This is a genomic window from Vibrio taketomensis (genome assembly GCF_009938165.1).
In the GTDB taxonomy this organism is placed as follows: Bacteria; Pseudomonadota; Gammaproteobacteria; order Enterobacterales; family Vibrionaceae; genus Vibrio; species Vibrio taketomensis.
In genome coordinates this window covers 963403-990397 of record NZ_AP019650.1, presented here as the reverse complement: position 1 = coordinate 990397, position 26995 = coordinate 963403, and the positions used below count along the sequence as shown (strand labels likewise).

The following is a 26995-nucleotide window of genomic DNA, read 5'->3' as shown; positions in this document are numbered from 1 at the left end:
CCTTTGCTAGATCTAATATTAAAGTATTAGATAAATTAGCAACAGAAAGAAATAAAATTCAACATTTTGCAATTGAAATATCGCCTGAAGAATTAACTAAAAATTTGATTGAGCTATATCTCAAAGTCATAAAACCTGCATTTAAAGTCATTCAAACGGGCAGTTATAGTGCCGAACAAAACGGTATTTCACTAGATTCAATTCAAGAGCGTATTGTGGCATTTGAAAGCTCATTCTTAAATGTAAAATAGGTAATGAGTTTCATATTGGAATGTGCCCTTCTTGCGAAGAACATAGTCACTTTATCGTGTATGAAGGTGAGTCATACCCAACTTATACGTACTGTATTTCGTGTGATTATAAATTAGATGATATTGGAATTTTATCTACGGAATATCATATTTGTCCTGAATGTGCAGCACCATCCTTAATTTACGACGAAGAACGTCAAGCTGGTGTCTGTTTATGGCGTAAATGTTACTACTGTAGAGAAGGTGGCTTTGTCGAAATGGAACCATGTGGTTCTTGCAATGGATTCGAGGTTGAAGGAATTGCGAAACATGCAATCCGAGGATGAGTAGTTATAACAAGCATTTAATTTAAGGCTTCAAGATACTTTTCTAATCCAATTTTGGCACGTTAGAATTCATACTCTAACGTGCTTTTGTCCAGAGGCGTGTCGCACGCGAGATCAAGACTATGTCCTTTTATGGGTCCCACCTCGAAGTACGAATTCATATAATCAGTAATTTTAGACATACCAAAAGTAATGTGAGGCAAAAAGAAAGAACTGACCCCATTTGTTCTGGGAATCTTCGCCAAATTGACAGCAATTTGATAATTTTTCCACATGGCTTCAGCTAGTATATTGGCAACGCTGACAAAGAGAGGCTCCCTCTCTTTGCCGATTTTTCCCATATCCTAGCCAGTAGAAACGAGAGTCTGAGCTAATGTTTATGTTCTCGTGAGTGGTTGCTGGCAATCGTTGAGCAGAATTTTATGAAAGAGTATCTTCATGCCAAGCGCTATGGCCTTGCCATATTGGCAGTATTCCTTTTACTGATAGCGCTGATGGCTCTATTCGTCAGCCACATTGAGTTATTAGATTCAGTGAGTGACAGTGAGGGGCTGTTTTACAGTGTGCTGACCAATTCTGCTGGTAGCAAAGGTTTCTTAATGACTCTTGCTGTACTGCTGCTCTGTAGTTTGACGCTTACTTTGACACCGAAACAACGTTGGGAAAAGTTATTACAACTCGGCATCATTCTGGTGATTGGCTTTGCTGCCAAAACGGGCCTTAAACATTTTACGGAAAGCCCACGACCTTATACTGAAGTTCTCACCCATCAACAGCTGATCCCGAAACCGTCGTACTTCTACCAATTGACGGCTAGTAAACAAGACCAACTGATCGAGCAGGTTTCAACTCAAGTTAGCCCTTGGCGAACTCAACATTGGCTGGGTGAAACCGATTATTCCTTTCCATCAGGCCACACAATATTTGTCTCGATTTGTTTAGTTTGTTTCGGTGGATTGTTTGTGGAACACAAGCGCTATGGTTTGGCGAGTATTCTGTTGGTGTGGGGCGTATGCGTAGCTTATAGTCGTTTGTGGCTTGGCATGCATAGACCCATCGATTTAGTGGGCTCGGTGCTGTTTATTGCTTTGGTATACGCTGCCATGCCAAATATATCGCTTTGGTCTGGAAAGTTATTTGATTGGCTAAAGCTGCACATGCGATTGTCGCCGCTGTAATTGTATCCTCGAACAAAAAGCGAACCTAAGGTTCGCTTTTTAACTATACTAAAATATAACTAACACTATGAATTATAGATTAAAAGTTACTCTTCATAGTTATCAATGCTTGGGCATGAACACACGAGGTTTCTGTCCCCAAACACGTTATCTACGCGGTTAACCGTTGGCCAATACTTCCATTGTTTGGTTGCTGGCGATGGGAAACACGCAACTTCACGCGAATATGGGCGGTCCCACTCAGTGGCAGAAAGGTCTACTTGAGTGTGTGGCGCTTTGACTAATGGGTTGTTATCTAGCGGCCATTCCCCGTTTTTCACCTTATCCATCTCTTTTCGAATTGAGATCATCGCATCACAGAAGCGGTTTAGCTCTTCTAGATCTTCAGACTCGGTTGGTTCAATCATGAGCGTTCCTGCCACTGGGAATGACATGGTTGGCGCGTGGAAACCGTAATCCATTAATCGCTTAGCGATGTCTTCTTCGCTAATGCCGATCTCTTCTTTGAGTGGGCGAATATCAATAATACATTCGTGCGCAATACGGCCATTGGTGCCACGGTAGAGCACAGGGTAGTGAGGACGTAGACGCGCCATTACGTAGTTCGCATTCAGAATCGCGACTTTCGTCGCTTCGGTTAGACCCACTTCTCCCATCATCGCAATGTAGGCCCATGAGATTGGTAGGATAGAGGCGCTACCTAAATCTGCAGCTGACACTGCAAAATCTTCGCCTTCTATGCCATTTTCGATGTGGCCTGGTAAGAATGGTGCTAAGTGTGATTTAACACCAATAGGTCCCATGCCCGGGCCGCCACCGCCGTGGGGGATACAGAAGGTTTTATGTAAGTTGAGGTGAGAAACGTCTGAGCCAATAAAGCCCGGAGTTGTCAAACCTACTTGTGCGTTCATATTTGCGCCATCGAGATAAACTTGGCCGCCTGCTTCGTGTACCATTTCACACACTTGCTTCACTTGCTCTTCGTACACGCCGTGTGTCGAAGGGTAGGTAATCATGATGCTAGATAGGTTGTCACGATGCAGAGCAATCTTGTCAGCAAGATCAACCAAATCAATGTTCCCTTCGTTATCGCATTTTACAACCACTACTTTCATTGACAGCATTGAAGCGGTCGCAGGGTTTGTTCCGTGCGCAGAGCTTGGAATGAGGCACACATTGCGATGCGTGTCGCCACGACTTTCATGGTAGCGTTGAATCGCAATTAGACCGGCGTACTCTCCTGATGCGCCCGAGTTAGGTTGCAGTGAAAAATCATCATAGCCGGTGATCTCACATAGCTTTTCTTTAAGATCTTTGGCGAGAGCGCTGTAACCTGCAGCTTGCTCGAGCGGTGCAAACGGGTGGATGGCACCAAATTCTGGCCATGTTACAGGGATCATCTCTGCTGCTGCGTTGAGCTTCATGGTGCAACTGCCGAGAGGGATCATGCCGTGAGTCAGCGAGAAGTCTTTGTTCTCTAACTGCTTAAGGTAACGCATCATCTGCGTTTCGCTGTGGTGAGTGTTAAACACCGGATGAGTAAGATATTGCGTGCTGCGACGACATGATTCTGGAATTGCGGCAAATTCATTTTTTTCGATTTCGCTCGCCAATTCGGTTACGTTTTCAGTCACATCAAAGATGGCAAATAGTGCGGCGATATCACTGATCGTCGTTGTTTCATCAAAACTGACACCAAGCTGTTGCTTACCTTTAAATTGACGAAGGTTAATACCCGCACTTTGCGCTTTTTGGTACAGCGCTTCGGTATTGGTTTCAGTGTTGATTGTGATGGTGTCGAAGAAGCTGTTGTGAGCTAATTCAAAGCCAGCTTTGGTTAACCCAGCCGCGAGGATTGCGGTCATATGATGAGTTCGACGCGCGATGGTGCGCAGCCCTTTCGCACCATGATACACGGCATAAAATGCCGCCATGTTTGCCAGCAGTGCTTGCGCGGTGCAGATATTCGACGTCGCTTTTTCACGGCGAATATGTTGTTCACGGGTTTGCATTGCCATACGTAGCGCTTGATTACCATGGCTATCAATGGAAACACCAATCACACGGCCTGGCATTGTTCGCTTATGTTTGTCTTTCGTTGCCATAAAGGCTGCGTGTGGACCGCCGTAGCCCATTGGCACGCCAAAACGTTGCGCGGAGCCGATGACCACATCAGCACCCATTTCACCTGCGGGTTTAATCAGTGCGCTAGCCAGTAAGTCCGTTGCTACGGTAACCAGCGTTTTGTTGGCTTGTGCTTTGGCAATTAATTCGCTGATGTCTCTGACTTCACCTGTCGTCGAAGGGTATTGAACTAACGCACCAAAGACATCGTGATTAGGCAGTGTGTCTAACTCATCCACAAACACGTCAAAGCCAATAAATTTAGCGCGCGTTTTGACGACCTCAATGGTTTGTGGGTGGACGTCAGAGGCGACGAAGAAGGTGTTGCTCTTACTTTTTCCTGCGCGTTTACAGAGCGTCATGGCTTCTGCTGCAGCGGTTGCTTCATCCAACAATGAGGCATTAGCGATTTCCATGCCGGTGAGATCCATCACGACTTGTTGGAAGTTTAGTAACGCTTCAAGACGACCCTGAGAAATCTCTGGCTGATAGGGGGTGTATGCCGTGTACCAACCTGGGTTTTCCATCACGTTACGTAGAATCACGTTTGGCGTGAAGGTGTTGTAATAACCTTGGCCGATGAAGGTGCGCTTAACCTGATTTTGCTGAGCAAATTGCTTCATCGAGGTCAGCATATCCGCTTCACTTTGGGCTTCGGCAAGGGTGAGTGGCTGCTCTAAGCGAATTTGAGCCGGAACGGTTTGTTCAATCAACTGTTCCAAACTGGAGACATTGAGCGTTTCCAGCATCTTTTGTTGGTCATTGTGATTTGGTCCGTTGTGGCGAGCAACGAATTCATGTTGAGTGCTGAGGCTTTGTAGTAGTGTGGTCATGTCCTTTACCTTCTTGAAAGGCTGATATACGGCAGTAACAATAAAAACAAGCGCTTGTTACTAATACGAACCTTCAAAAAAAGCCGCCCATTTCGAGGGCAGCTTTTCCGTTTATTTTATTAATCTTCGTCTTCGATTGAGCTTAAGTACTCTTCGGCATCTTTGAGATCCTCGAGCTCTGAAGGGTCGGCAAGTTTGACTCGAGCAATCCAGCCACCATCGTATGGTTCTTCATTGATAAGCTCTGGGCTGTCTTCAAGATCTTCGTTTACTTCAACAATCTCACCAGTGACTGGAGCGTAAATGTCAGAAGCGGCTTTAACCGATTCAACCAATGAAAAACTGTCGCCGGCATCGATACTGTCTTCTACTTCTGGCAGGTCGACGAATACCACATCGCCAAGCATCTCTTGTGCATGTTCAGAAATACCGATAGTGACGGTGCCATCTCCGTTATCACGAACCCATTCGTGGCTATCAGTAAATTTGAGGCTTTTATCCATTGCTAAATCTCCAAATTTTAATTGATTGGTGATTTTGTTGGTTAATCAAAACCACCGAGTCGTTTTAAATATGTCTACGCCAAAGCCGCGTTTACTCACTGTTTGACCGTTAGTTCGACTTCATTCTAGCTAACATGGTGGTCACAGTGACATTTTCGCTTTTGCGAGTGTGCATTACTTCGTTTTGAAGTTTTGCGTCGCCGATCACCGAATCAGTGTTCGCTTAAAATTCGAGTTAAAAATGATACCTACGTAAGTGTTTAAATCACTTCATACAAAAGAATGAGTAAACCAATTTTTACGTAAAGCACATAATTCATCATTCATAACAACTCGATAACATAGCGATTAAGAGATAAACAATCAACTATAAATTTCCTATAGGAAACATAGTTTCTAAAACTGTTAACGGCGACACCTATTGGCTAAGTTTTAGTCTTTTTTATTCGTGTGGCTTGATGCAGAATCAACTAGCAAGGAAGAATATGAGACGCATGAGGAACCTATGTCAGAAGAGATTTATGATGAATACCCATCACTGACGCTGGCGAAAGAGAACCAAGAACAGTCGATTGCGCCATTGAAACTCGGCGAGCGACTGAAAGAGATACGCAGCCGATTAGGGTTAACATTGGAAGAGGCTAGCCAGCGAACTGGGCTTGCACGCTCTACGTTAAGTAAGATAGAAAACGAGCAAATATCGCCTACCTTTCAGGCAATGCAAAAGCTGGCGAATGGCTTGAAAATCGATATGCCGCAGTTGTTTGAGCCGCCGAAACAAAAGGTGGCGACAGGTCGACGTGACATGACGCGTAATGGAGAGGGTAAACCTCATCCAACGCAAACCTATGAGCACGAACTACTGGCAACGCAGATGTTGAACAAGAAAATGATGCCATTTAAAAGCCGCGTCAGGGCGCGCAGTTTTGATGAATATAGCGATTGGGTTCGCCATGACGGGGAAGAGTTTCTGCTGATCCTTGAAGGTGCGGTACGTTTTTATTCTGAGTTCTATGAGCCGGTAGAAATGCAAGAAGGTGATAGTGTTTATTACGATGCCAACATGGGCCACATGCTTGTCTCTTGCAGTGACGAAGACGCATTGATCTTGTGGGTGACTGCGAAATAAGCATTGTGCAAAAATTGTTAACCAAAGCACTTTTGTTTAACAATGCGGTGTTGTTAGATCGGGTTTTGCGTTATCGTGTTTATTATAGGAAACACATTCTCTCGTTCTTAGTTATCGAACGCAAACGGACATTTTGGAGATCAGAATGAATCAAGCTCTACTTACCACTCCTCTACATGCATTACATGTTGATGCTGGCGCGAAAATGGTGCCATTTGCAGGCTATGATATGCCCGTTCAATACAAACTGGGTGTAAAGAAAGAGCACTTGCATACACGAGAGTTAGCGGGTCTGTTTGATGTTTCTCATATGGGACAATTGCGTTTGAAAGGTGAGGGGGCCGCTCAGTTTCTTGAGTCTTTGGTACCAGTTGATATTGTGGATCTGCCAGTTGGCAATCAACGTTATGCTTTTTTTACTAATGAGCAAGGCGGGATCATGGACGATTTGATGGTTGCTAATTTGGGTGACCATCTGTTTATCGTGGTGAATGCAGCATGTAAAACGCAAGATATCGCCCATATTAAACAACACTTACCCGCACAGTTAGAGTTGGAAGTTGTGCAAGATAGAGCGTTGTTAGCTATTCAAGGCCCGCACGCTGCCAATGTATTGAGCCGGCTTAATTCAGCCGTTAGCGATATGGTCTTTATGGATGTGGCGCGTATCGAGTTACTCGGCGCTGAGTGTATTGTTTCTCGTAGCGGGTATACCGGAGAAGATGGCTTTGAGATTTCAGTGCCAAGTGATAAAGCAGAAGAACTGGCTCAACAGTTACTGGCGCAAGCAGAAGTAGAATGGATTGGCCTTGGCGCACGCGATTCATTGCGTTTGGAGTGCGGCTTGTGTCTATATGGTCATGATCTTGACCCAACGACTACGCCAGTAGAGGCAAGCTTACTGTGGGGAATCCAAAAGGTTCGTCGTGTTGGTGGTGAGCGTGCAGGCAGTTTTCCTGGTGCTGATATTATTCTTAGTCAAATTGAGACTAAAAACGTCGGTCGTAAGCGCGTTGGGCTGGTGGGTGAAACTAAAGCGCCGGTACGCGAAGGTACAGAATTATTCAATGCAGACGGGCAAAAAATAGGTGTGGTAACGAGTGGAACTGCTGGGCCAACAGCCGGTGTGCCAGTCTCGATGGCTTACCTTTCAGTAGAGTATGCAGAGCTTGGCACCTCAGTGTTGGCAGAAGTGCGCGGCAAGATGCTTGCGATGACAGTGGCTAAAATGCCGTTTGTGCCACAAAGATATTACCGTGGATAACGATGCCATACTCAAGTGACTTCAAGATGCAGGATTCAGAGCATTGTTACTGCTTTGAGTTCAAGGAAAACGACGAAGCGAAATAGCCATCTATTTTCGAGTGGTTTGACGCAAAAAGCGAGGCAGTAACTTGCTCCCCAATGGCGATTTGACTTGTCTCGCATACGTCGTTAACGATTTTTGATTTAGAACCACTAGATCTTCAAATCATTGCCTTGTCTGCAATCCAAGTCATTCTCGCTGAACCACGTATCTTGAGGTTACTTGAGTATAAGACCCTTTTTGCTTCACCAAATAGTGAAAAGGGCTTTCGTTATCTACTGCTTATGACACCTCAACAAATAGGATGAAGAGATCCTCTTTTCTCATACTATTCCTTATCCTCAAAAGTAAGACTTTTGTTGATATTTCTATTTTTAGATGCGATCTAAACCAGTCTGAAAGCTGCGATAGAAATTAATCCACGCTCGTCTCATAATTGAGACTCTTACCCTACAGTACTGATATATATACATTTAACCTGTAATTAACAAAAGTGTGATCTGGGTAAATATTGACTATTTAAAACTAAACGATAGTTTTAAGTCATACCCCAATAAAAGTTGGAGAAAGGGAACATGAAATCTGACCATAATTATAAGATCACCTTGCTTTCGGATGTCAGTATGCAATCGAAGCTGTTTAAAGATTCACTAGAGCGAGGGATAGAGTTAGACGTTCAACTGGCGTCTTTAGATGATCTAGAAAGTTTGGTTGCAGAAGATTCTTCCTTCTTAGGGGATTATGTTTTAATCGATTACAACTACTTTGATGACTCTGGTATCGAGCAGTACAACCTCATTCGCCAAGGTACGAATCTTTCTACTAAAGAGATCGTCATTAACTGTCCAAAAGATGTCGCGTCATCACAGCTGTTTAAATGGCGTAATCTGGTGGGTGTTTTTTATGTTGATGATGAGATTGGGTTGCTACTGAAAGGTATGTCTAAAATCATGCAGGACGAAATGTGGTTATCTCGTAAGGTTGCGCAAGATTACATCGAACATTTCCGAAGCACGAATTCTGTAACCACATCGCAAACCTACGCCAACTTGACCAAGCGAGAAAAAGAGATCATGCGTCTTTTGGGCCACGGAGCATCGAATCTACAAATCGCGGATGAGTTGTTTGTGAGTGAAAATACGGTAAAAACGCATTTGCATAACATCTTTAAGAAGATTAACGCCAAAAACCGTTTACAGGCGCTGTTGTGGGCCAATAACAACATTGGTTTAGAGGAACGAGCCTAGTACTAATCTGCATAACGAAATACAAATAACAAGGGAGCGATTACGCTCCCTTGTTATTTGTGCAGACTCATGACTAAGGTTGTTACCCAAGCAGATTACTATGGCTTGGGAATAGTCAATTAGTCGTAAATGGTTGGGATTGGTTGACGCTTATGTTGCGTTATTTTGTAAATACGCACTAAACGTTCAGTGACTTCAGGCGCGACTTCTTTACCTTCTAAGAAATCATCGATTTGTTCATAAGTTAGGTTTAGCGCATCTTCATCTGCTTTTTGTGGTGCCAGTTCTTCAAGATCCGCGGTTGGGACTTTTTTGACTAACTGCTCTGGTGCGCCAAGCGTTGCTGCGACTTCACGTACTTGTCGTTTGTTGAGACCAAATAGGGGAGCGAGATCGCACGCGCCATCACCAAACTTGGTGTAGAAACCCGTGATGTTTTCTGCTGAGTGATCAGTTCCTAATACCAAACCACCGACATAGCCAGCAATTTCGTATTGAGCCACCATACGTGCACGAGCTTTTACGTTACCTTTGATGAAGTCTACTTTCGCTTGGTCTTGAGGGATCAAATCCGTTCCCTCTAATGCGATATGTGACGCTGCATGCAAACCATCGACACCTGCTTTGATATTGACAGAAACAGAATGAGTGGGCTGGATAAATTGCAATGCAAGCTGTGCTTCATCTTCGTCTTGTTGCTCGCCGTAGGGTAGGCGAACCGCAATAAATTGGTAACCAGAGCCATGCTCTTGGTTTAATTGATCGACTGCAATTTGAGCCAAACGACCACATGTAGTTGAGTCAACGCCCCCGCTAATGCCGAGAACGAGTGCTTTGCACCCTGACTCAGTAAGTTTGCGTTTAATAAAATCAACACGGCGAGTGATTTCAAATTGAGGGTCAATCGATGGTAATACGCGCATTTCTTCGCGAATCAACTGTTCCATTAGTCTCTTCCTGCAGCTTTGTAGTGTAAAACATAGTGGTAAGTAATCTCGATTGTTGAGCTTACTCGGGAATAACTAGTATCATACCGAAAACCACTAAATAGAAAACCGAGATCGCTGATTTCGTTGTATACAAGGACAAAAAATGACAAAGATCGCTGTATTTGGAAGCGCTTTTAATCCACCAAGTCTAGGTCACTTGAGTGTGATTCAGTCATTAAGTCATTTTGACCAAGTATTATTGGTGCCAAGTATTGCTCACGCTTGGGGCAAGCAGATGCTGGATTATGCAGTGAGAGTAGAATTGCTCAATGCATTTATTCAAGACGCTAATTTGCGTAATGTGGTTTGTTGTACCATTGAAGAAGAGCTGTTCAACCAAGATCAACAAGCGGTGACAACCTTTGCTGTTCTTTCTGAATTACATCAAAAATACCCGACAGCGGATCTGACTTTCGTGATGGGGCCTGACAATTTGTTTAACTTTGGCAAGTTCTATAACGCGCAGCAGATCGCGCAAAAGTGGACAATTATGGCGTGTCCAGAAAAGGTCGCTATTCGTAGTACAGACATTCGTAATGCTTTGCAAAATCATCAATCAATTCAAGACATGACTACGCCAACCGTTGCAAAAATACTTACAAAAATAGTTATTATTGATGTTGTCAGTAAGCCCGCTTGAGAGCAAAATGAATTTATAAATAAAACGATAAATATTCAGAGGAATTTATGGCCAAGATAGGCCTATTGCTTGCTTTGCGTGGTTTCCTACGCTTGTTAGTGCATGCGAAGGGATGACGATGAAACATCCGTTGACCACCACCTCTATCCCTACGGTATTACTGAGGATTGTGGGCCTCAATCTTATTCTATGCCACTAAGCGAAAGTGACCGTTTTGATGCTGATAGTTTGGGTTCTGAAACAGACGATAGTGATGCTAACTATTGGTCGGAATGGACGTTAAAAACAGAAAGTAATCCATTTATTAGCCAACAGTTTGCCGATAAATACTTTGGTATTGGTGTGTGGGCTCCAGATGAATTTTCTGATCTTGATGACGACCAATCAATGCAAGATTGGATGATGGATCATGGGTTACAGTTCAGCGTGGGTTTTGGCGAAAAACGAATTGGTGAGCCTCGCTTACGGTTCGACTACTTGTGGCATGATAACGAGCAAGACCAAATGTTTATGCAACTAGAGTTGCCATTTTAGTGTGGCGTTTTTTGCTCTGCCAAATGATTAGCTATTAGTGTGGCGGGGCGCTCAGGTCTTGAGAAGTAGTAACCCTGTATATGGGTGCAACCCATCGAAGTGAGTTTCTCCAGCTCGTTTTTGTTTTCAACCCCTTCGGCTACCAGCCCCACCTTAAGTTGTTTCGCCAACTGAATAATCAAATTGACGACGCGTTCAGCCGTTTCATTAAACAGAATGTTTCGAACGAACGTGGCGTCGATTTTGATCATATCAATCGGATAGCTATGGATGTAGTTGAGACTTGAATAACCCGTGCCGAAGTCATCCAGCGCAATGGTGTAGCCCAAGCTTCTTAACTTATCGAGAATATACCGTACTTCATTGGTGCGAGATAACAGTACCGTCTCCGTTAACTCAATCGTAAACTCGTCGGGCGCAAAATCATAATGACGGATTGATTTATCAAGATGACGCATGTATCTCGAGGAATCAGCGAGTTCATGAGCAGAGCAGTTAAGTGACAGATGCACTTTGTAACCGAGTCCTTTCTCTAATTCACACTTTGCTTGGCACGCGAGCTCGACGATTCGTTCACCAAGTTCAACGATCAATCCTGATTGCTCTGCTGCCTCGATAAACTCTATGGGTGAAATCGCACCCAGTGTTTTGCTATTCCAACGAGCGAGAGTTTCAAAGTAGTCCCAACGTTGATTCCCGACAGCGACGATTGGTTGCAACTGCACATAGATTTCGCTTTCATCATGATTTGAAGGGTCAAGCTCATTTCTAAGCGCATCAATCACCATTGTGCGTCGGTAATACTGATTGCTTAAATGGGTATCGTAACTTTGTATTGCGTTGTTTCTCGATTGTTTGCAATCTTTTAGCGCCAGAGAAGTGTTGAGCATCAATTGATCGGCTGAGAGGTGGGTTTCAGAGCGACTTGCTAGCCCTATGCTTGCTCCAAGTTTTATTTTGTGGGAAGTGTCGCGGTAGCCCTCCCTCAAGCGAACGATGATATTTTGGCAAATCGAGAACGGGTCGTCTGAGAAAGTGATAAAGGCAAACTCATCCCCGGAAATTCTAAAAGCATGTTCTTTTTCGGGAATATTATCCTCCATTGCCATCGCCACAAATTTGATGACTTGGTCACCAATATAGTTTCCGTATAAATTATTGATAGATTTAAAATTATCAATATCTATGTAAACCAGGTGGAAGGGCTCATCAGTGGTTTCAGCGTAGTGCTCCAGCATTTCGGATAAGCGACGTCGATTTAAAAGCCCAGTTAACGCATCATGAGTGATTTCGTGGCTCAATTGATTGACGAGGCTATCTGAACGTGCTGATAGCCATTTTGCTCTTAAACTATGCACGATTAGATTAGCAAAGAAGATATGGGCGTTAATCAGTTCGTCTTGTTGGGTTTGTTCTAGCTGCGAAATAGGGTAACAAAAGGTTGATACGAGAATCCCCAGATTTTCTCCATTGTGCGCACGCAGCGGAATACCAAGGTAAGCTTGGATATTGTTATCGACTAAAAACGCGTCTTGTGGGAATTCTTCCGCAACATTGTCACTGTAAAGGCAATAGTCTGACGAAGACTTACTAACTTCATGACAGGGCGATCCGATCATGGTGTAACAAAACGGAGTAAGAATTCTATTTTGGCATGCATAAGAGAGCGTTTGAGCGAAGAAGTTGAGTTTGTCGAGTTCTACTACGCATGAACAGTGACTACCAAATTGTTTGTGTAAGTTGAGTGTTACCTGATGAAGTAGCTCGTGGCCGTCAAGCGCGATGATACGTTCGACTGTGTCTACATCAACCGATATTGATGAGTTAGATTTTTGGGCCACCTGACATCTCCTTTCTGGTTGTGATCTTCGTCACTTAGTCTTGCATGTCTCAAGATTAAATATGGTACAAGTGGCATATTTTTCCAAACTAGATCGGATTTTATATAAACATGATTGCTTATGTGATTTTTCATATATTGGACTAAATCAAATCAAATATCAGGGAATATCGGCGGCACATTGATGTGACTTAGCATCATTATGGTTGGAACCATCTTGGGTCAATGCAAAATAAAAAACTATAGGTAACACTATGGAACACAAACAGTTTGAAACTTTGGTAAAAGAAGCTTGCCAACAAGAAGGTCTACCTCAAGCACTCGCTATTTTAAAAGCAAGCGAAGATCAAGAAGTTGCCGAGGCGGCGCAATCTCTTGCTGGTCAATTTGCATTGGCAGAAGTAGAGGGTGAAAAGCGCATTTACCATGTGACTGTACAAGAGAACGACCAAGGCGAAGAGCAAGAGTTTGTTGAGCATGTAATGAATGAAGGCGATGACGTGATTCGTTTTGTTGCTTGGTTCTTTGACGCCATGTTTGAAGTTAAGCGCAAAGACACTTATCAAGCTGCTGGCAAAACATATCAGCAACCAAAGCGTAGCTAATTTCGCGTTTGCTGCGTCCAATACACTGGGTAAAAGTACTTCTAGGGCCTTCCATCGTGAAGGTCTTTTTATTGGTAAAACTACCCTTTCTGCGTTTTACATGATCGCTTCTATCGAGCCATAAGTTGATCTTAGTTAGTTAAAAATACGCAATTTGTATTATATTCTTCGAGTTGTCCGCTTTCGTTCTATATTCCATTATCTCCAGTGACATTGCAGGTGAACTATGTTGTTACGTCGTTGCTGTTTGGCTTTAATGATATTGCTAATTTCGGCTCTTTCCGGTTGTTCTTTATTGGAAGTCAAAATCGACTCTCAAACGATTCCGCTAACTCAGCAAGAACTTAATATGCGAATCATGACGCGTGAATATTCGCAGCAGTTTTTTGCCCAAGTGGAACAAGCCGCTGACGTATTACAAGCCCGTTATGATGCTGGTGACCAACTTAATCAATCTCATATTCTGTTATGGAAAATCAATGCAGAAGAAGGAATGCAGGCGGCGACTTATCAAGTGTCACCGATTGCGTCCTTGATTGACTCTTGGGTATTTGTCGCGCAGATGAATGAATTCTTCCATTCAGGCCAAGGCAAAGCGTTATTCATCGATTCTGATGGCATAAAAGGAGCACCCGGTAATGATGAAGCTAAACAGGTTTCTGCTCACTTAGCGCGAGAGATCGATGCATTGGCCAAAGGTTTGCTCAAGCCCTCTGCTTATCAATCAACGAAGGATTTCGTAGAACAATTTGTGGCGACGTACCCATTTTCTGATTTGAGTATGATTCGCACTCCTGCTTATCGTGCGTGGTTAGAAGCAAATCAAATTGCACAAGAAGAAGCCGTTACGACACTCGGTACCATGCCTGAAGCAATCGGGGATGTCTCTGATCGATTAAGCCTGATGTCGAAACAGACGCCTAAGATTATGACTTGGAAGGCGCAACTGCTAGCGTTGAATAGTTCTGCGAGTATTGAGCAAGTAAATCAAGCCTTAGATAGCTTGAAAGTGACTGCAGATGCGATGAATGACTTCATTATCAATAACCCTGAATATATGAACCACCTAGCACAAGAAATGGCAATTCACCTGCAACCATTGGTCGATGATATCGATATCAAAACTCAAGCGCGTTTAGCGCAACTGAGTGAGGAGCGACAAGCGCTTGAGAAAATGGTCGCCCGAGAGCGGCAAGAGGTCGCGTTGATCATTTCTCACGAACGTGAAGCGTTGGCACAAAACATCGATCAGATTTCACAGCAGGTGGTAACGGTCGCGATGGATAAGTTGATGCAATTGATAAAGAGCACCATTTTGTATTTTGTGTTGTTTATTGTTGTGATTTTCTTTGCGCCACTTGGGCTTGGCTACATGTTAGGACGCCGATCTCAAGTGCGTAAACAGAAGGCGTGAGTTTGAGGTTTGAAGACATAAAAAGGTCAGCTAGACCTTTTTATGTCTTATATGTCGCGAGGGCTACCCAATCAGCCTTGATTCGCTTCTAAATTGACCACATTGTTGGGTACTTGCTTGAGATTATTGGCTTCAATCCAAGCTTCCAAGTTATCGGCACCACCAATGTATTGCCCATCAAGCCAAATTTGTGGCACGGTTACCGGTGTTTTCAAACCAATGATGGCTTTCACTTCTGGAATCATGCGATACAACGCGGCGCTTTCTTTAACCACATCATGGTATTGGTATTCGATGCCCGCATCATCAAGGATCTTTTTCGCTTTCACACAATATGGACAGGTTGCCTTACCATAGACAATATTGCCTTTAAGCGTGTCACGCTCACTCCATTTTTGTATCACCGACTGGATTAATACGCCGCGGTTTAGTGCTTCACCTTGGCTAACCACTTTGCCTTCTACAACCAGAATCGGAGCGTGCCACGACCCAAGTTTTAGAGGCTCCCACCAATGGGATAACCAATCTTTCACTTCAAGCTCAATGGGAATACCAGCAAGCTCGTTATCAAACGTGTCTTGGAGAATATCTTTGGTTAGAGTGCATTCGCCACAAGGAATATTGACCTTAAATGGTCCCCAGCTACCAGCCCAGCGATACAGTGTAATTTTGATTGGTGTTGTCATAGTGATCTCCCTTGAGCACATAGCAAGTCTATGCTTGCGATAGCCGAACTGCGTAATCAGAATAGGGTATGAAGTTAGGTGAGTAACCTAAACTTAAGTGTAACCCGTTTTGCTTATTTTAGTAGAACGGCTATCTGACAAATTTCTTTCAAAAAATATCGGTTTAAGCTGACTTGCGCTTACTACTTTTACGAGCTTCCCATTGAGTAATAAAGGCGACAGAGGCAATGATGATCGCCGCGCCTAGCCATAAACGACCAGGTGGAACCCAACCAAATACCACCCATCCAGCAAGTACGTTTAAAGGCAGTTTTGCATGGTCAAATGGCTGTACAAAAGAAGCGTCAGCAACAGAATAGGCTTTTACAATGGCCCACTGCGCCAATGCAGTCGCAATCCCCGCACAAATTAGAACCAACCAAAGCGTACCACCAGTCGGTGTTTGCCAATCTGGTAGAGCGAGTAGTATGTTAAATGGCGTAATTAAGATCAGTAGATAAACCACCATTGTCGATGGTGAGTCATCAGAAGACAGTTTTTTCACCATTAATGAATAGCAGGCCCAAAAGAAGGCAGCGCCAACTGGAAGCAAAGCTGCCCAGCTAAAGTCGTCAGCCCAAGGCTCTAAGATGATCATGGCACCGATAAAACCGGTTAATGTTGCTGCCCAACGCGCTTTGCCTACGTTTTCTTTGAGTAGTAGCCCTGATCCGATAGTGGCAAAAAGTGGCGAGGTCATTAGCAGCGCAATACCTTGCCAGATAGGCACTGGGTACGCGAGTGCCCAAAGCCATAACTGAATACCAATCACAGACAAAAATACACGGAATATATGCAAGCCGAGTTTCTGCGTTCGTAATGATTGGCGAATGCCGAGTGTTTTGAGGTAAGGCAGAATAACCACCAGTGCAATCGCGTATTGCACCAGCGCGACCGTGGTCGAAGAGAGACCATAATTGATACTTGCAACTTGCGCTAGGCTGTTAACGATAGCAAACGACAAGCCAGCGGTTAGCATCCAACTGGCGCCCTTAATTGGGTGATGATTATGACTCATAGAAACTGATACTTAAAAAAGGTGACGGGATCATACGACTAAATTGCTCGAGATACCTTAGTTTTTTGAACGATTTATCAGTACAACGGAAAATACCACCAGAGCTATGCTGATTGCATGTCAAAGCGTGAACATTTTGACCAAAATAAGTACTGCAATAATTGCGGTGATAGTGAACCCTGTAAATACTGACAAATCTACAACTCATTTAATTGACAACTTACGCTCAACTTGACTGATAGCGTTTTGATACATTAGCCATGCACAGGCACCTGCGGCAACATTACCTGCGAGCGAACCCCAAAAGATACCCTCAATGCCACCTAACATGGAGCCAACCCATAGACACGGCAAGAAGAAAGCGAATAAACGCAGCGCAGAGATGGTTAATGCCGTATAGGACTTACCGAGTGCGTTATTGATAGAAACCATCAGCATACAGATTCCTAGTGGTCCAAGGCTGACTGGAACGATCATTAAATGCCAATTAAGGATATGTTCAACTTGCTCTTCGCTGGTCATGAGAGTAGCCAAAAATTGGCTACTCAAGTAGGTAATCACGGCAATCAGTAATTGGGAAGCTAAGACATATTTCACTGCAATAGTGACTAATTGACGGATTTCATTAATTTTTTGTGCGCCAAGTAAACGACCAACCATTGGTGGCATCGACATAGTCAGTGCTAATACCGAGACAATAGCGAAGAACTCATAACGAGAGCCTAATGCCCATGCGGCGACAGCGGCCGTGCCATAGCCTGCTAAAAGCTTAGTTGCCAGCATTGAAGATAGCGGAGGCAGCAATTGGCTTATCATCGCAGGCCCCATAATGTTGCCGATTGAGCGAAGGCTCGCCATTAGATCTAAATCATGCCAGTCAAAGCAAACCCATTGTTTAGCGGCGACTTTAGGTGCGACAACTAAAATGCCAAGGCCAAAGGCGACCACGGTCGCAATCGCTGCGCCGTTAATCCCAAGATCAAAGGTGAAAATAAACAGAGGGTCCAGTGCTAGGTTAATTAGGCTGGTGACCATCATCATTGTGCCAGGTAGCATCGTATTGCCATTGGCGCGGCAGACGCTATAAAAGAAATAGAGTAAAGCTCCCGTCCAAGAACTAATTAACCAGTAGATCCAGTAACTATCGATAATTGGTAGTACGCTTTCTGGTGCGCTTAGCATCAGAAGAATCGGTTCTCTTAGCAGGTAGATGATTACGCCAAATAGAGCCACCGCGAATGAACCCATGACGATGACCAGCCCACCTAACTGCTGGGCATAGCGGGTTTGGTTGGCACCAACCGCTTTAGCGATTACCGCTGTGGTAGCAATACCCAAGCCAACTTGAATCCCGATGATCACCATTTGAATCGGCAGGGTAAAGCCTTGTGCAGCCAGCGGTAAAACACCAAGCTGCCCGATAAAAGCACTATCGACTAATTGAAAGCTCATCAATGACAGTACGCCAAATAGCATTGGCCATGTCATCTTGAACAACTGCTTTGTGAGTGATTGGGAGTGGCTGGTGGTCATAATAATTAGTCAGGCCGTGTTCTGTTATGAATATAAAACAATGCCGAGGTTATCCTCGGCATTCGTTGCTGTTTAATATACTCAATCAGTTAAATAGATCGAGTAGTTTGCAGTGAAAACACTTTAAACAATATCTTTATAATATCCTCAAATCAGGCGTATAGATGTATGCTCTGAAGATACTTTGCGACTTGTTTATTTTGGTGTCGGATCGTCGGCATAACCTTTTGGTGGCGGCGTCCAACCACGTTCATCGTTATTGTGTTTATCTGCTCTATCGGTCGCCAGCGCGAGCTTGATTTGCTCTTCTAGGTGCATGAAAAGCTGACGGTAGTTATTGTCAAAGCGTTCACCTGAGGAGTCATCCAACCAAGCTTGGTAAAGCATGTCCGACTTTTTATCTTCCACGCGCTTGTAACTCGCTTTTTGCTGTTCTACATGGAATGGGTGTTGACCGATGGCTCGTAGTGCATGTGCGCCCAGTTCGATTGCAGAGTGATAGGTTTCAGACTCGATGATATCGGCACCTGCCTGTCTTAGCAGATAGCTGTCTCCTCGATCGTATGCACGGGCGAGGATTTTCACGTGTGGATAGGTATGTTTAACGTATTTTACCAGCTCTAACGTCGCGTCTGGATTATCAATCGCAATAACAATCATCGCCGCATCTTCAATACCTGCTGTGTGCAGTAAGTCAGTGCGAGTAGCATCGCCATAGTAGGCTTTCGTGTTTATTTGGCGCACCATATCAATCTGTGCAGCTTGGTGGTCGAGCACGACGGTTTTAATACCATTGGCAACCAGCAGACGATTAACGATTTGACCAAAGCGGCCAATACCCGCAATGATGACGGTACCTTGCTCATCGATGTTATCTGCTTCCCCTTGATTCGATGCGTGCTCAAACCGAGGCAGAATAACCTTATCAAATAGGATAAACAGCCCAGGGGTGAGGAACATGGATAGTGCAACAACAAGTGAGAGAGTTTGTGCGATATCGAGCGGAATAACATGGTTTTGCGTGGTAAAGCTTAATAGTACGAAACCAAACTCACCAGCTTGCGCCAAGCTAAGCGTAAACAACCAGCGGTTACTGTTACGAATTCTAAAGCAGAACGCGAGTACATATAGGATCAAGGCTTTGAGCAGCATTACTCCAAGGGTTAAGCCGATGATTAGGAAGAAATCATCAAACAAAATACCAAAGTTAATTCCAGCCCCAACGGTGATGAAGAAGAGACCTAGTAGTAGACCTTTAAATGGGTCGATATTGGACTCAAGTTCATGACGGAATTCACTGTTGGCCAGCACCACGCCCGCGAGGAATGTGCCTAAAGCAGGTGATAACCCAACTAAACTCATTAGTGCAGCGATCCCAACAACCAGCATTAACGCTGTCGCGGTGAAAATTTCACGCAAGCCTGAGCTTGCAACGAAACGAAACAGTGGACGACTTAAATAGTGCCCACCAACGACCAAGCCGACTATCGAGACAACAATAACCAGCGCGTAAGCCCAACCCGGCAGGCCTGCGACTAAGCTCAGTTCCTCATGATGCTCGGCTGCGGTTGCAGCAGCGCTCTGTGCTTGTTCAACTAATTCCGGCAGCGCCAATAGCGGAATAAACGCCAGCATAGGGATGACGGCAATATCTTGAAAGAGAAGTACAGAGAAAGCATTTTGCCCACCCTCGGTGCGAGTGAGCCCCTTTTCATTAAAGGTTTGCAGTACGATAGCGGTAGAAGAGAGCGCGAAGATCAAACCAATCGCCAGTGCGATTGTCCACGGTTGCTGAAACAGCATCGCGATACCCATCACTGCGGCAGCCGTGCCTGCTACTTGCAAGCCGCCCAATCCCAATAGGCGATTACGCATATTCCATAGCATTTTGGGTTCAAGCTCTAAACCCACGAGAAACAGCATCATCACCACACCAAATTCAGCAAAGTGCTGAATAGTCGTGGTTTCTTCACCAACCAAGCCAACGATTGGACCAATGACGACACCCGCAATTAAATACCCCAAGACGGAACCTAAGCCAAGGCGCTTGGCGATAGGTACAGCGATAACCGCGGCAACGAGGTAGATAAAGGCTTGAAGAAAATATCCGGTCATGCTTCATCTCCTAAAATGAGTCGGTTGAGGTAAGGATTGAGTTTTTCCACCTCATACGCCAATTTGTAATCCACCTTGTCGTTGACCAGTGCTGTAAGTAGCTTTTCCCAACGCTTGACGTGTTGTTCTATACGTCCTTCCTCTTTGGCGGTACGCGCGCCAAACAGTGCCAGTGGAGCCATGTACTTCATGCCAGTTAGCGCCACCATTTGTTCGATCGGGTAGAGTATTTCTCGAATGGTAAAATGGTTATAACCTTCCAATTGGTAGGCATCCGCTTTCCCTCCGGCTGACAGAGCACATAAAAAGCGCTTCCCTTTGAGTGCAGTGCCTTGGCTGCCATAAGCAAAGCCATATTCTAAGACCAGATCTTGCCATTCTTTGAGCATGGCAGGAGTTGAATACCAGTAGAGTGGAAATTGGAAAATAATCACATCGTGTTCGACCAATCGTTGCTGCTCTCGGTCAATGTTGATGTTGTAACTTGGATATTCGTAGTAAAGGTCAACCGTAGTGACACCTTCGATGTTTTTGGCTGCATTAAATAGTGGCTGGTTCACTTCTGAGCGGTGCTGAGAAGGATGCGCGTATAAAACCAGGACTTTGTTTTTAGGCATTGTTGGTTTCCTAGCAGATTATTGAATTTATTGTTTTATTCTTTATACCATATTGTTACTGCGAGTGGCGTGAATAAGTAATTGAGTAAGGTCATTTAAATGAGCCACTACAATGGAGGCGTGATGTTCAAATGGTTTCTCAGTGCCATGATTGACCAAACAAGAGGGCATTTTGGCGTTGAGTGCCGCTTGCAAATCGTAGAGATAGTCGCCGACATACAACACTTCTTCCGGCTGAAGTTGCCATTCTTTTACTAGGCTATTGAGTGCATCAGGAGAGGGTTTTGGCGCAAAATGTTCGCGACTGATGATGCGTTCAATATTGAGGTTATTGTGTGCGACTTTTGTTTCTGCAGCTTGGAAGCAATTGCGTGTGATGATGGCTGTATAAAGGGCTTTGCTTTCGATGTAGTGCAAGATGGATTCACAGCCGGGCATGGGTTCAGAGTTCTGCGCATCTTGCAGTTCGTGGTCGAGAATTTGCTGCTCAGCAGTGGCGCGTTTTTTAGGGCAGGCAATTTGGTCAGTGAAAGTCAGTAGATCGCTACTTTCTGGACAACCTATCTTGTTACGTAGCCACATAAAGTCCATGTCTGAAGTGACTAGGGTGTTGTCGAGGTCAAAAACAATCGCTTTTAGCCGCGATGGTTCAAAAGGTATAACTAAGGATTTTCCCATTAAAGTTCGCTCCTTATGTTCCATTGGAAGTTATTTGTCGCGAATACTGTGCTTTGATATACCCAAATCTCTGAAATTGACTTGGGTATAGGCTTAGAGTTTGATAGAGAATTTGTTAAGCAAATTCTTTTTCAAGATACGCAACGATATCTGATGATTCATACATCCATTTCACACCTTGCTCGTCTTCAATACGCAGGCAAGGCACTTTAATTTTGCCACCACCTGTTTCAAGCTCAGCACGATGCTCCGCATTGTTTTTCGCGTCTCTTAACTCGATTTTGACCGCTTGGCGTTTCATTGCGCGGCGAACTTTGACGCAAAATGGACAAGCATCAAATTGATACAGTGCCAATTGTGATGCTTTGGCGTCGAGTCGTGCCTGTTCCTCTGCTGAACGCTTTATGCCACGTGGAGAAAAAACAAAGTCTAACAACAAAATAATACGACCTAATATCCAACGAATGACCTTCATGAGTTCCCTTGTAGTGCAATGATTGATTTGATGATCATAAACAATAACAAATTTAGTACATCGCAGAAACAAGAATGAGATTAACTTGAGCGTTCAATCTTATGTTCTTTGGTCACTTGTATTCCTAAACGCTTAGCTAAACGAACCAAATTTGCACGATCAAGATTGAGCTCTCGTGCAGCGCCTGCCCAGTTATAGTTGGCCCTCTGTAGGGTTTCAATAATCATCTGTGCTTGAAACTGTTCTGTTGCTTGGCGCAAATCTTTTATTTTCACGACAGCTGGAGCGACAGTGTCTGATACAGCAGGGGTTGTAGGCATGACATCGTTTTGTTCAAGTGCTAAATCTAAAGCGGATACCGATACTGTAGCGGCTTGTTGTGGTTTCGCTTTTGCTTTTAATGCGGCTCGATTGATCACGTGTTCAAGTTCACGCACGTTGCCGGGCCAATCATAACGAGGCAGTTGAATTAATGCGTCGCGGGTAAATTTGAGTTGGGTAATCGCCAACTTTTTACGGGCTTGTTCAAGAAAGTATCCCGCAAGCAGTACGACATCTTCATCGCGCTCACGCAGTGGCGGCACATTGAGCGGGTAAACAGTGAGGCGATGATAAAGATCGGCGCGAAATCGACCTTGCTCAACTTCGTGTTTGAGATCTCGATTGGTTGCCGCTAACACGCGTACATCAATGCTTTGCACGTTATCTTGTCCAACGGGTTGAATCTCTTGGTTTTGTAGTGCACGTAACAGTTTACTTTGTGCGGTCAGACTGAGTTCGCCAATCTCATCTAGAAACAGGGTTCCACCGTCGGCTAGGGCAAATTTACCGAGGCGTGATTTATCAGCACCTGTAAATGCGCCTTTAACATGGCCAAAGAGTTCACTTTCAATCAATGACTCTGCAATCGCTGCGCAGTTAACATAAATTAGCGGTTGCTGACGGCGCCGGGATTGATGATGTAGGCTGCGTGCGACTAACTCTTTACCTACGCCTGTTTCACCATGAATTAAAATGGTGAAATCAGAAGGAGCCACAACGGCGATATCTTGCTTAAGTGCTTGCATGGCCCTACTACCGATGATCTTTCCGTCGCGCTCCCAAACTTCTTGATTGAGTTCTTCAAAGCGTTGTTGTGTTTGTTTTGCTTGTTGCTCCAGTTTGGATACGGTTAACGCTACTTTAAGGTGTGAAGCGACGATAGCCGATAGCGCCTCTAAACTGCGGTCAGGTATTGAGTCAAAAACGTTGGGTGTCAGGCTATCGAAGGTCAAAATCCCCAGCAATTGATCGGCATAGATAAGGGGTAATCCCATACAAGCGTGCATTGGAAGTTCGCCATCGTAATCAAGCAATAATCCGTCGAAAGGATCGGGAAGTGGACTATCTGCATCAAAGCGAACTACGCCACTTGCCTGACAAATCTGCTCGAAGCGTGGGTGGTCGCTGACTTTAAAGCGGCGTCCTAACGTGTCACGCGTCATACCTTGAATGGCCAGAGGCAGAAGAGTGTCTTGTTGCGCGCCAAGTAGTGCAATGCAGTCACATTGGATCACCTTACGAATAGCATCGAGTAGTTTATTAAAGCGATCTTGATCGTTGTGCCCACTCGCTAACCCCGCGGTCATGTCCAACAATGTAGAAATGGTGATGTCTTGCATGTGCTAACCTATGAGTCTCTTTATTATTATAGAGTCATAATGACACCTTATAAAAGTGTCAATTTGACATGATTTCTAATAGTAAAGCGATGAAAAGCCAAGTGAAACCTTAATTTATAAAACTGGCATTGTTTATGCTAATTGCAATGAAGAAGTAAAAACTCCAACGATATGGAGTACAGGAGAAAGAAAATTATGCTCAACGAACAACACATTGCAGTTATTAAAAGCACGATCCCTCTGCTAGAAAGTGCTGGTCCTGCATTGACTCAATATTTTTATCAGCGCATGTTCAGCCATAACCCTGAACTTAAAGACATTTTCAACATGACTCACCAACGCACTGGACGTCAGGGTGTGGCATTATTTGAAGCGGTCGCTGCCTATGCGAAAAATATCGAGAACCTTGCAGCACTGAGTCAAGCAGTTGAGAGAATTGCGCACAAACATACCAGCTTTAATATTCAACCAGAACATTATCAAATTGTTGGCCATCACTTGATTGAAACCTTACGTGAGCTAGCTCCTGAGGCATTTACTCCGGAAGTGGAAGAAGCGTGGACAGCGGCATATCTGTTTTTAGCGCAGATCTTTATTGATCGCGAAGAAACGTTATATCAATTGAACGCGAGTATGAATGGTGGTTGGCGTGGTACGCGTGACTTTGTTGTCGCGAATAAGATTCAAGAATCACAATTTGTGACGAGCTTTGAGCTAGTACCAGCAGACGGCAAACCAGTCGTTGGTTACAAGCCTGGACAGTACCTTGGTATTGAGGTTAAACCAACGAACAGTGAGAACGTTGAAATTCGTCAATATTCACTGTCTCAAGCGCCTAATGGCAATCACTACCGTATTTCCGTGAAGCGAGAATTGCTACAAAAAGGCGATGAAAGTTTCCAAGGCAAGGTGTCAAACTATCTGCACGACCAATCTCAAGTGGGTGATGTGATTAAGGTCTATCCACCGGCGGGTGATTTCTTCTATCAAGCCACAGATAATCCTGTTGTATTGATCGCGGCGGGCGTTGGTGCAACCCCAATTCAAGCGATGGCGCAAACTCTGGCCGCGCAAGATAAAGCGAATGTGAACTACTTATATGCCTGTGAGACAGAGACACAACATACTTTTGCCTCTGAGACTCAGAACATGGTGGATACTCATGGGTGGAAACACCAAGTTTGGTATCGCGATCAGCAGGGGATAATGGATCTGAAAGCCATCGCAGAACTGCCAATGGTTGATGGTGAATTCTACCTATGTGGCCCGCTAGGATTTATGGAACATGTCGTGAGCCAGTTGGATGAGTTAGGTGTCGCACGTGAGCGTGTTCATTATGAAGTCTTTGGCCCACACGCAAGCCTTTAATTCGGATAAAAACATGCTGCCCTTGGGCAGCATGTTTTGTAAGTTAACGAAGGTGAAGCGAGACGTTACCAGAAAATCAGAGCAACCGCGCCCAACACACCAATACAGACTAGGTTCAGAATTAGACCCACGCGCATCATTTCACTTTGCTTGATTTTGCCAGTACCAAAAACAATTGCGTTGGGTGGTGTGGCAACTGGCATCATAAAGGCACAAGACGCCGCAAGTGCGATTAGGACAGATAGCATAATTGGTGACATACCAAAGGCTTCTGCAACACTCGCAAACAAAGGAATAAAGAGTGCTGCAAGCGCAGTGTTACTCACGAATTCAGTTAAGAACACCACAAATGCTGCTAGTAGCAAAATCACCAAAATCAACCCTAAACCAGCGACGACTTCACTTAATGCATTGGCCAAAAATGTGCTCGCTCCTGTGACTTTAAGGATGTTACTTAAACAGATACCGCCACCGAACAGTAACAATACGCCCCAATCAGTGTTCTTCTCTATGTCTTTCCAATGTACGACACGGCAAAAGCTCACTGCGATGATCGCACACAGAGCGATAACAGTATCAAAACTCTTAATCCCGCCAACAATCGCGTTGATAGGTGTACTGAATATCCAGCACGTTACGGTGGTTAGGAAGATACCCAAAGTGACGACTTTACCTTTGTCCCAATTAACGGGCGCGGTGTTGAGTTCAAAATCCCCATTAAGATCGGGTTTGAGCAGGAAATAAAGGACAGCGATGGCAATCGGAAGGAGTAATGCAGCCATTGGTAAGCCAAAGCTCATCCATTCGGTGAACGTTAACCCGACCTCGGCAGCGGCAATCGCATTTGGTGGGCTACCGACTATAGTGCCCATACCCCCGATACTGGCACTATAGGCGATGCCCAATAATACGAAGACATGTGTCCCGTGGCCGCTTTTTTCATTCACTTTACTTAAAATACCGAGCGCTAACGGTAGCATCATGGCAGTAGTCGCGGTATTACTGATCCACATGGACAAGATGGCAGTAACACCAAAGAGCATAAATACTGCAACACTCAACTTTCCTTTGGCGATCACCAATACTTTGTCAGCAATCACTTGGTCTAAGCCTTGACGATGCATTGCGGCGGCGAGCGCAAATCCGCCTAAAAATAGAAAGATAATTGAGTTGGCAAAACTATTGAGCGCAGTCTGGGTGTTAAACACACCAAAGATAATCGCCAGAATAGGGATTAAAATTGCGGTTACCGTGGTGTGGAGTGCCTCGGTTAACCAAAGTATGGCGATAAAGACTAAGATGCAGAGCCCAAGCACTACCTTAGGATCGAAAGGTAAAGTGAGATACATCACGGCAAATAGAATGATGTCTGCAATGATAATCAAACTATTTTTGTTTATTAGCCATTCCCGAGTGTTAGTCGGTAACGGCATACTGTCGTTCTTATTCATTGTTTTGTTTCCTTTCTTGGCTGGAAATGGTCACTCTTTTATTTGTTTTTCGCACTAAGCGGCGGTGAGTGACTCAATCAGATTTCATAACGTTGAGCATGTTTTGTTGTGTGTTGATTTGTTATGAATCTGTGTCTATTTAACAATAAATTAAATGCGTTAGTTTTATGTTTTCTATATAGAAATCAGTATGGGTATAAAGAAAGTATAAAGATTCAGTTTACTTCAACGTCACAAGCGCTGAGATAGCTTGGCAGTGTGGTGAATGAGCTAAACGGAAATAGAAAAAAGAAAAGCCAGTAACTACGACCATTACTGGCTGCTTGTGATGGAATTCGGCTAAGGAATACCCATTGTTAAGCAAAGCTAAATTTCATTTTTCAATGAATAGAAGGGTGCAAAAACCAGTGAGTTTGAGAGTCGCTAATCCCCGCA

General features: G+C 44.3%; 22 protein-coding genes. 9 read left to right on the top strand and 13 right to left on the bottom strand.

Translation table 11 applies throughout. From position 1 onward, the window contains the following. Positions 1-999: 999 nt before the first annotated feature. Positions 1000-1755: a phosphatase PAP2 family protein gene (locus Vt282_RS18280; RefSeq protein ID WP_162064315.1), complete on the top strand. Its 756-nt coding sequence runs from the start codon at positions 1000-1002 to the stop codon at positions 1753-1755. An 86-nt stretch (positions 1756-1841) separates the two neighbouring features. Here the strand turns inward: Vt282_RS18280 and gcvP are convergent, their stop codons facing one another. Together gcvP and gcvH are read right to left on the bottom strand one after the other, a co-directional pair. Further along, the gene (gene gcvP, locus Vt282_RS18275; protein WP_162064314.1) at positions 1842-4712 is read right to left on the bottom strand and encodes an aminomethyl-transferring glycine dehydrogenase; all 2871 of its coding nucleotides are present in this window, start codon (positions 4710-4712) and stop codon (positions 1842-1844) included. A gap of 119 nt (positions 4713-4831) precedes the next feature. Further along, positions 4832-5215: a glycine cleavage system protein GcvH gene (gcvH, locus tag Vt282_RS18270; protein WP_162048345.1), complete on the bottom strand. Its 384-nt coding sequence runs from the start codon at positions 5213-5215 to the stop codon at positions 4832-4834. A 505-nt stretch (positions 5216-5720) separates the two neighbouring features. On the opposite strand from gcvH, the gene Vt282_RS18265 reads away from it, so the two are divergent. From Vt282_RS18265 to Vt282_RS18255, 3 genes are all read left to right on the top strand, one after another. Further along, positions 5721-6344 carry a helix-turn-helix domain-containing protein gene (locus Vt282_RS18265; protein ID WP_162064313.1) on the top strand — a complete coding sequence of 208 codons (624 nt, stop codon included), beginning with the start codon at positions 5721-5723 and terminating at the stop codon, positions 6342-6344. A 145-nt stretch (positions 6345-6489) separates the two neighbouring features. After that, positions 6490-7608 carry a glycine cleavage system aminomethyltransferase GcvT gene (gene gcvT, locus Vt282_RS18260; protein WP_162064312.1) on the top strand — a complete coding sequence of 373 codons (1119 nt, stop codon included), beginning with the start codon at positions 6490-6492 and terminating at the stop codon, positions 7606-7608. A 617-nt stretch (positions 7609-8225) separates the two neighbouring features. Continuing rightward, the gene (locus tag Vt282_RS18255; protein ID WP_162064311.1) at positions 8226-8897 is read left to right on the top strand and encodes a LuxR C-terminal-related transcriptional regulator; all 672 of its coding nucleotides are present in this window, start codon (positions 8226-8228) and stop codon (positions 8895-8897) included. A gap of 119 nt (positions 8898-9016) precedes the next feature. On the opposite strand, the gene nadE is transcribed toward Vt282_RS18255, so the two are convergent. Continuing rightward, a complete protein-coding gene (gene nadE, locus Vt282_RS18250) occupies positions 9017-9844 on the bottom strand; it encodes an ammonia-dependent NAD(+) synthetase (protein WP_162064310.1) in 828 nt (275 codons plus the stop codon). A gap of 145 nt (positions 9845-9989) precedes the next feature. On the opposite strand from nadE, the gene Vt282_RS18245 reads away from it, so the two are divergent. Both Vt282_RS18245 and Vt282_RS18240 read left to right on the top strand, forming a co-directional pair. Continuing rightward, the gene (locus Vt282_RS18245) at positions 9990-10526 is read left to right on the top strand and encodes a nicotinate-nicotinamide nucleotide adenylyltransferase (RefSeq protein WP_162064309.1); all 537 of its coding nucleotides are present in this window, start codon (positions 9990-9992) and stop codon (positions 10524-10526) included. Positions 10527-10628: 102 nt separating this feature from the next. Beyond that, a complete protein-coding gene (locus Vt282_RS18240) occupies positions 10629-11060 on the top strand; it encodes a hypothetical protein (protein ID WP_162064308.1) in 432 nt (143 codons plus the stop codon). Here Vt282_RS18240 and Vt282_RS18235 read toward each other — a convergent pair. Next, positions 11057-12901: a putative bifunctional diguanylate cyclase/phosphodiesterase gene (locus tag Vt282_RS18235; protein ID WP_162064307.1), complete on the bottom strand. Its 1845-nt coding sequence runs from the start codon at positions 12899-12901 to the stop codon at positions 11057-11059. The genes Vt282_RS18240 and Vt282_RS18235 overlap by 4 nt on opposite strands. A 253-nt stretch (positions 12902-13154) precedes the next feature. Here Vt282_RS18235 and Vt282_RS18230 point away from each other — a divergent pair, with 253 nt between their 5' ends. Both Vt282_RS18230 and Vt282_RS18225 read left to right on the top strand, forming a co-directional pair. Beyond that, positions 13155-13505: a hypothetical protein gene (locus tag Vt282_RS18230; protein WP_162048339.1), complete on the top strand. Its 351-nt coding sequence runs from the start codon at positions 13155-13157 to the stop codon at positions 13503-13505. A gap of 226 nt (positions 13506-13731) precedes the next feature. Then, the gene (locus Vt282_RS18225) at positions 13732-14919 is read left to right on the top strand and encodes a chemotaxis protein (protein ID WP_162064306.1); all 1188 of its coding nucleotides are present in this window, start codon (positions 13732-13734) and stop codon (positions 14917-14919) included. 71 nt (positions 14920-14990) lie between these two features. On the opposite strand, the gene Vt282_RS18220 is transcribed toward Vt282_RS18225, so the two are convergent. The 8 genes from Vt282_RS18220 to norR all read right to left on the bottom strand — a co-directional run bounded on the left by Vt282_RS18220 (position 14991) and on the right by norR (position 23741). Next, positions 14991-15605 carry a glutaredoxin domain-containing protein gene (locus Vt282_RS18220; protein WP_162048337.1) on the bottom strand — a complete coding sequence of 205 codons (615 nt, stop codon included), beginning with the start codon at positions 15603-15605 and terminating at the stop codon, positions 14991-14993. A gap of 163 nt (positions 15606-15768) precedes the next feature. Then, on the bottom strand, positions 15769-16662 hold the full coding sequence (locus tag Vt282_RS18215; RefSeq protein ID WP_162064305.1) for a DMT family transporter: 894 nt from the start codon (positions 16660-16662) through the stop codon (positions 15769-15771). Between the two features lie 204 nt (positions 16663-16866). Further along, positions 16867-18150, bottom strand: a complete 1284-nt coding sequence (locus Vt282_RS18210; protein ID WP_232055202.1) for an MATE family efflux transporter — start codon at positions 18148-18150, stop codon at positions 16867-16869. A gap of 240 nt (positions 18151-18390) precedes the next feature. Further along, positions 18391-20310 carry a monovalent cation:proton antiporter-2 (CPA2) family protein gene (locus tag Vt282_RS18205; protein ID WP_162048334.1) on the bottom strand — a complete coding sequence of 640 codons (1920 nt, stop codon included), beginning with the start codon at positions 20308-20310 and terminating at the stop codon, positions 18391-18393. After that, positions 20307-20927 carry an NAD(P)H-dependent oxidoreductase gene (locus tag Vt282_RS18200; protein WP_162048333.1) on the bottom strand — a complete coding sequence of 207 codons (621 nt, stop codon included), beginning with the start codon at positions 20925-20927 and terminating at the stop codon, positions 20307-20309. Before Vt282_RS18200 ends, Vt282_RS18205 begins: the two co-directional genes overlap by 4 nt. 42 nt (positions 20928-20969) lie before the next feature. Then, positions 20970-21605, bottom strand: coding sequence for an HAD family hydrolase (locus Vt282_RS18195; protein WP_162064303.1), 636 nt, complete (start codon positions 21603-21605; stop codon positions 20970-20972). Positions 21606-21720: 115 nt separating this feature from the next. Continuing rightward, the gene (locus Vt282_RS18190; protein ID WP_162048331.1) at positions 21721-22080 is read right to left on the bottom strand and encodes a glutaredoxin family protein; all 360 of its coding nucleotides are present in this window, start codon (positions 22078-22080) and stop codon (positions 21721-21723) included. Positions 22081-22160: 80 nt separating this feature from the next. After that, a complete protein-coding gene (gene norR, locus Vt282_RS18185; protein WP_162064302.1) occupies positions 22161-23741 on the bottom strand; it encodes a nitric oxide reductase transcriptional regulator NorR in 1581 nt (526 codons plus the stop codon). A 171-nt stretch (positions 23742-23912) separates the two neighbouring features. On the opposite strand from norR, the gene hmpA reads away from it, so the two are divergent. Further along, positions 23913-25109: an NO-inducible flavohemoprotein gene (gene hmpA, locus Vt282_RS18180; RefSeq protein ID WP_162064301.1), complete on the top strand. Its 1197-nt coding sequence runs from the start codon at positions 23913-23915 to the stop codon at positions 25107-25109. 65 nt (positions 25110-25174) lie between these two features. On the opposite strand, the gene Vt282_RS18175 is transcribed toward hmpA, so the two are convergent. Beyond that, on the bottom strand, positions 25175-26560 hold the full coding sequence (locus Vt282_RS18175; RefSeq protein WP_162064300.1) for an SLC13 family permease: 1386 nt from the start codon (positions 26558-26560) through the stop codon (positions 25175-25177). Between the last annotated feature and the right edge of the window lie 435 nt (positions 26561-26995).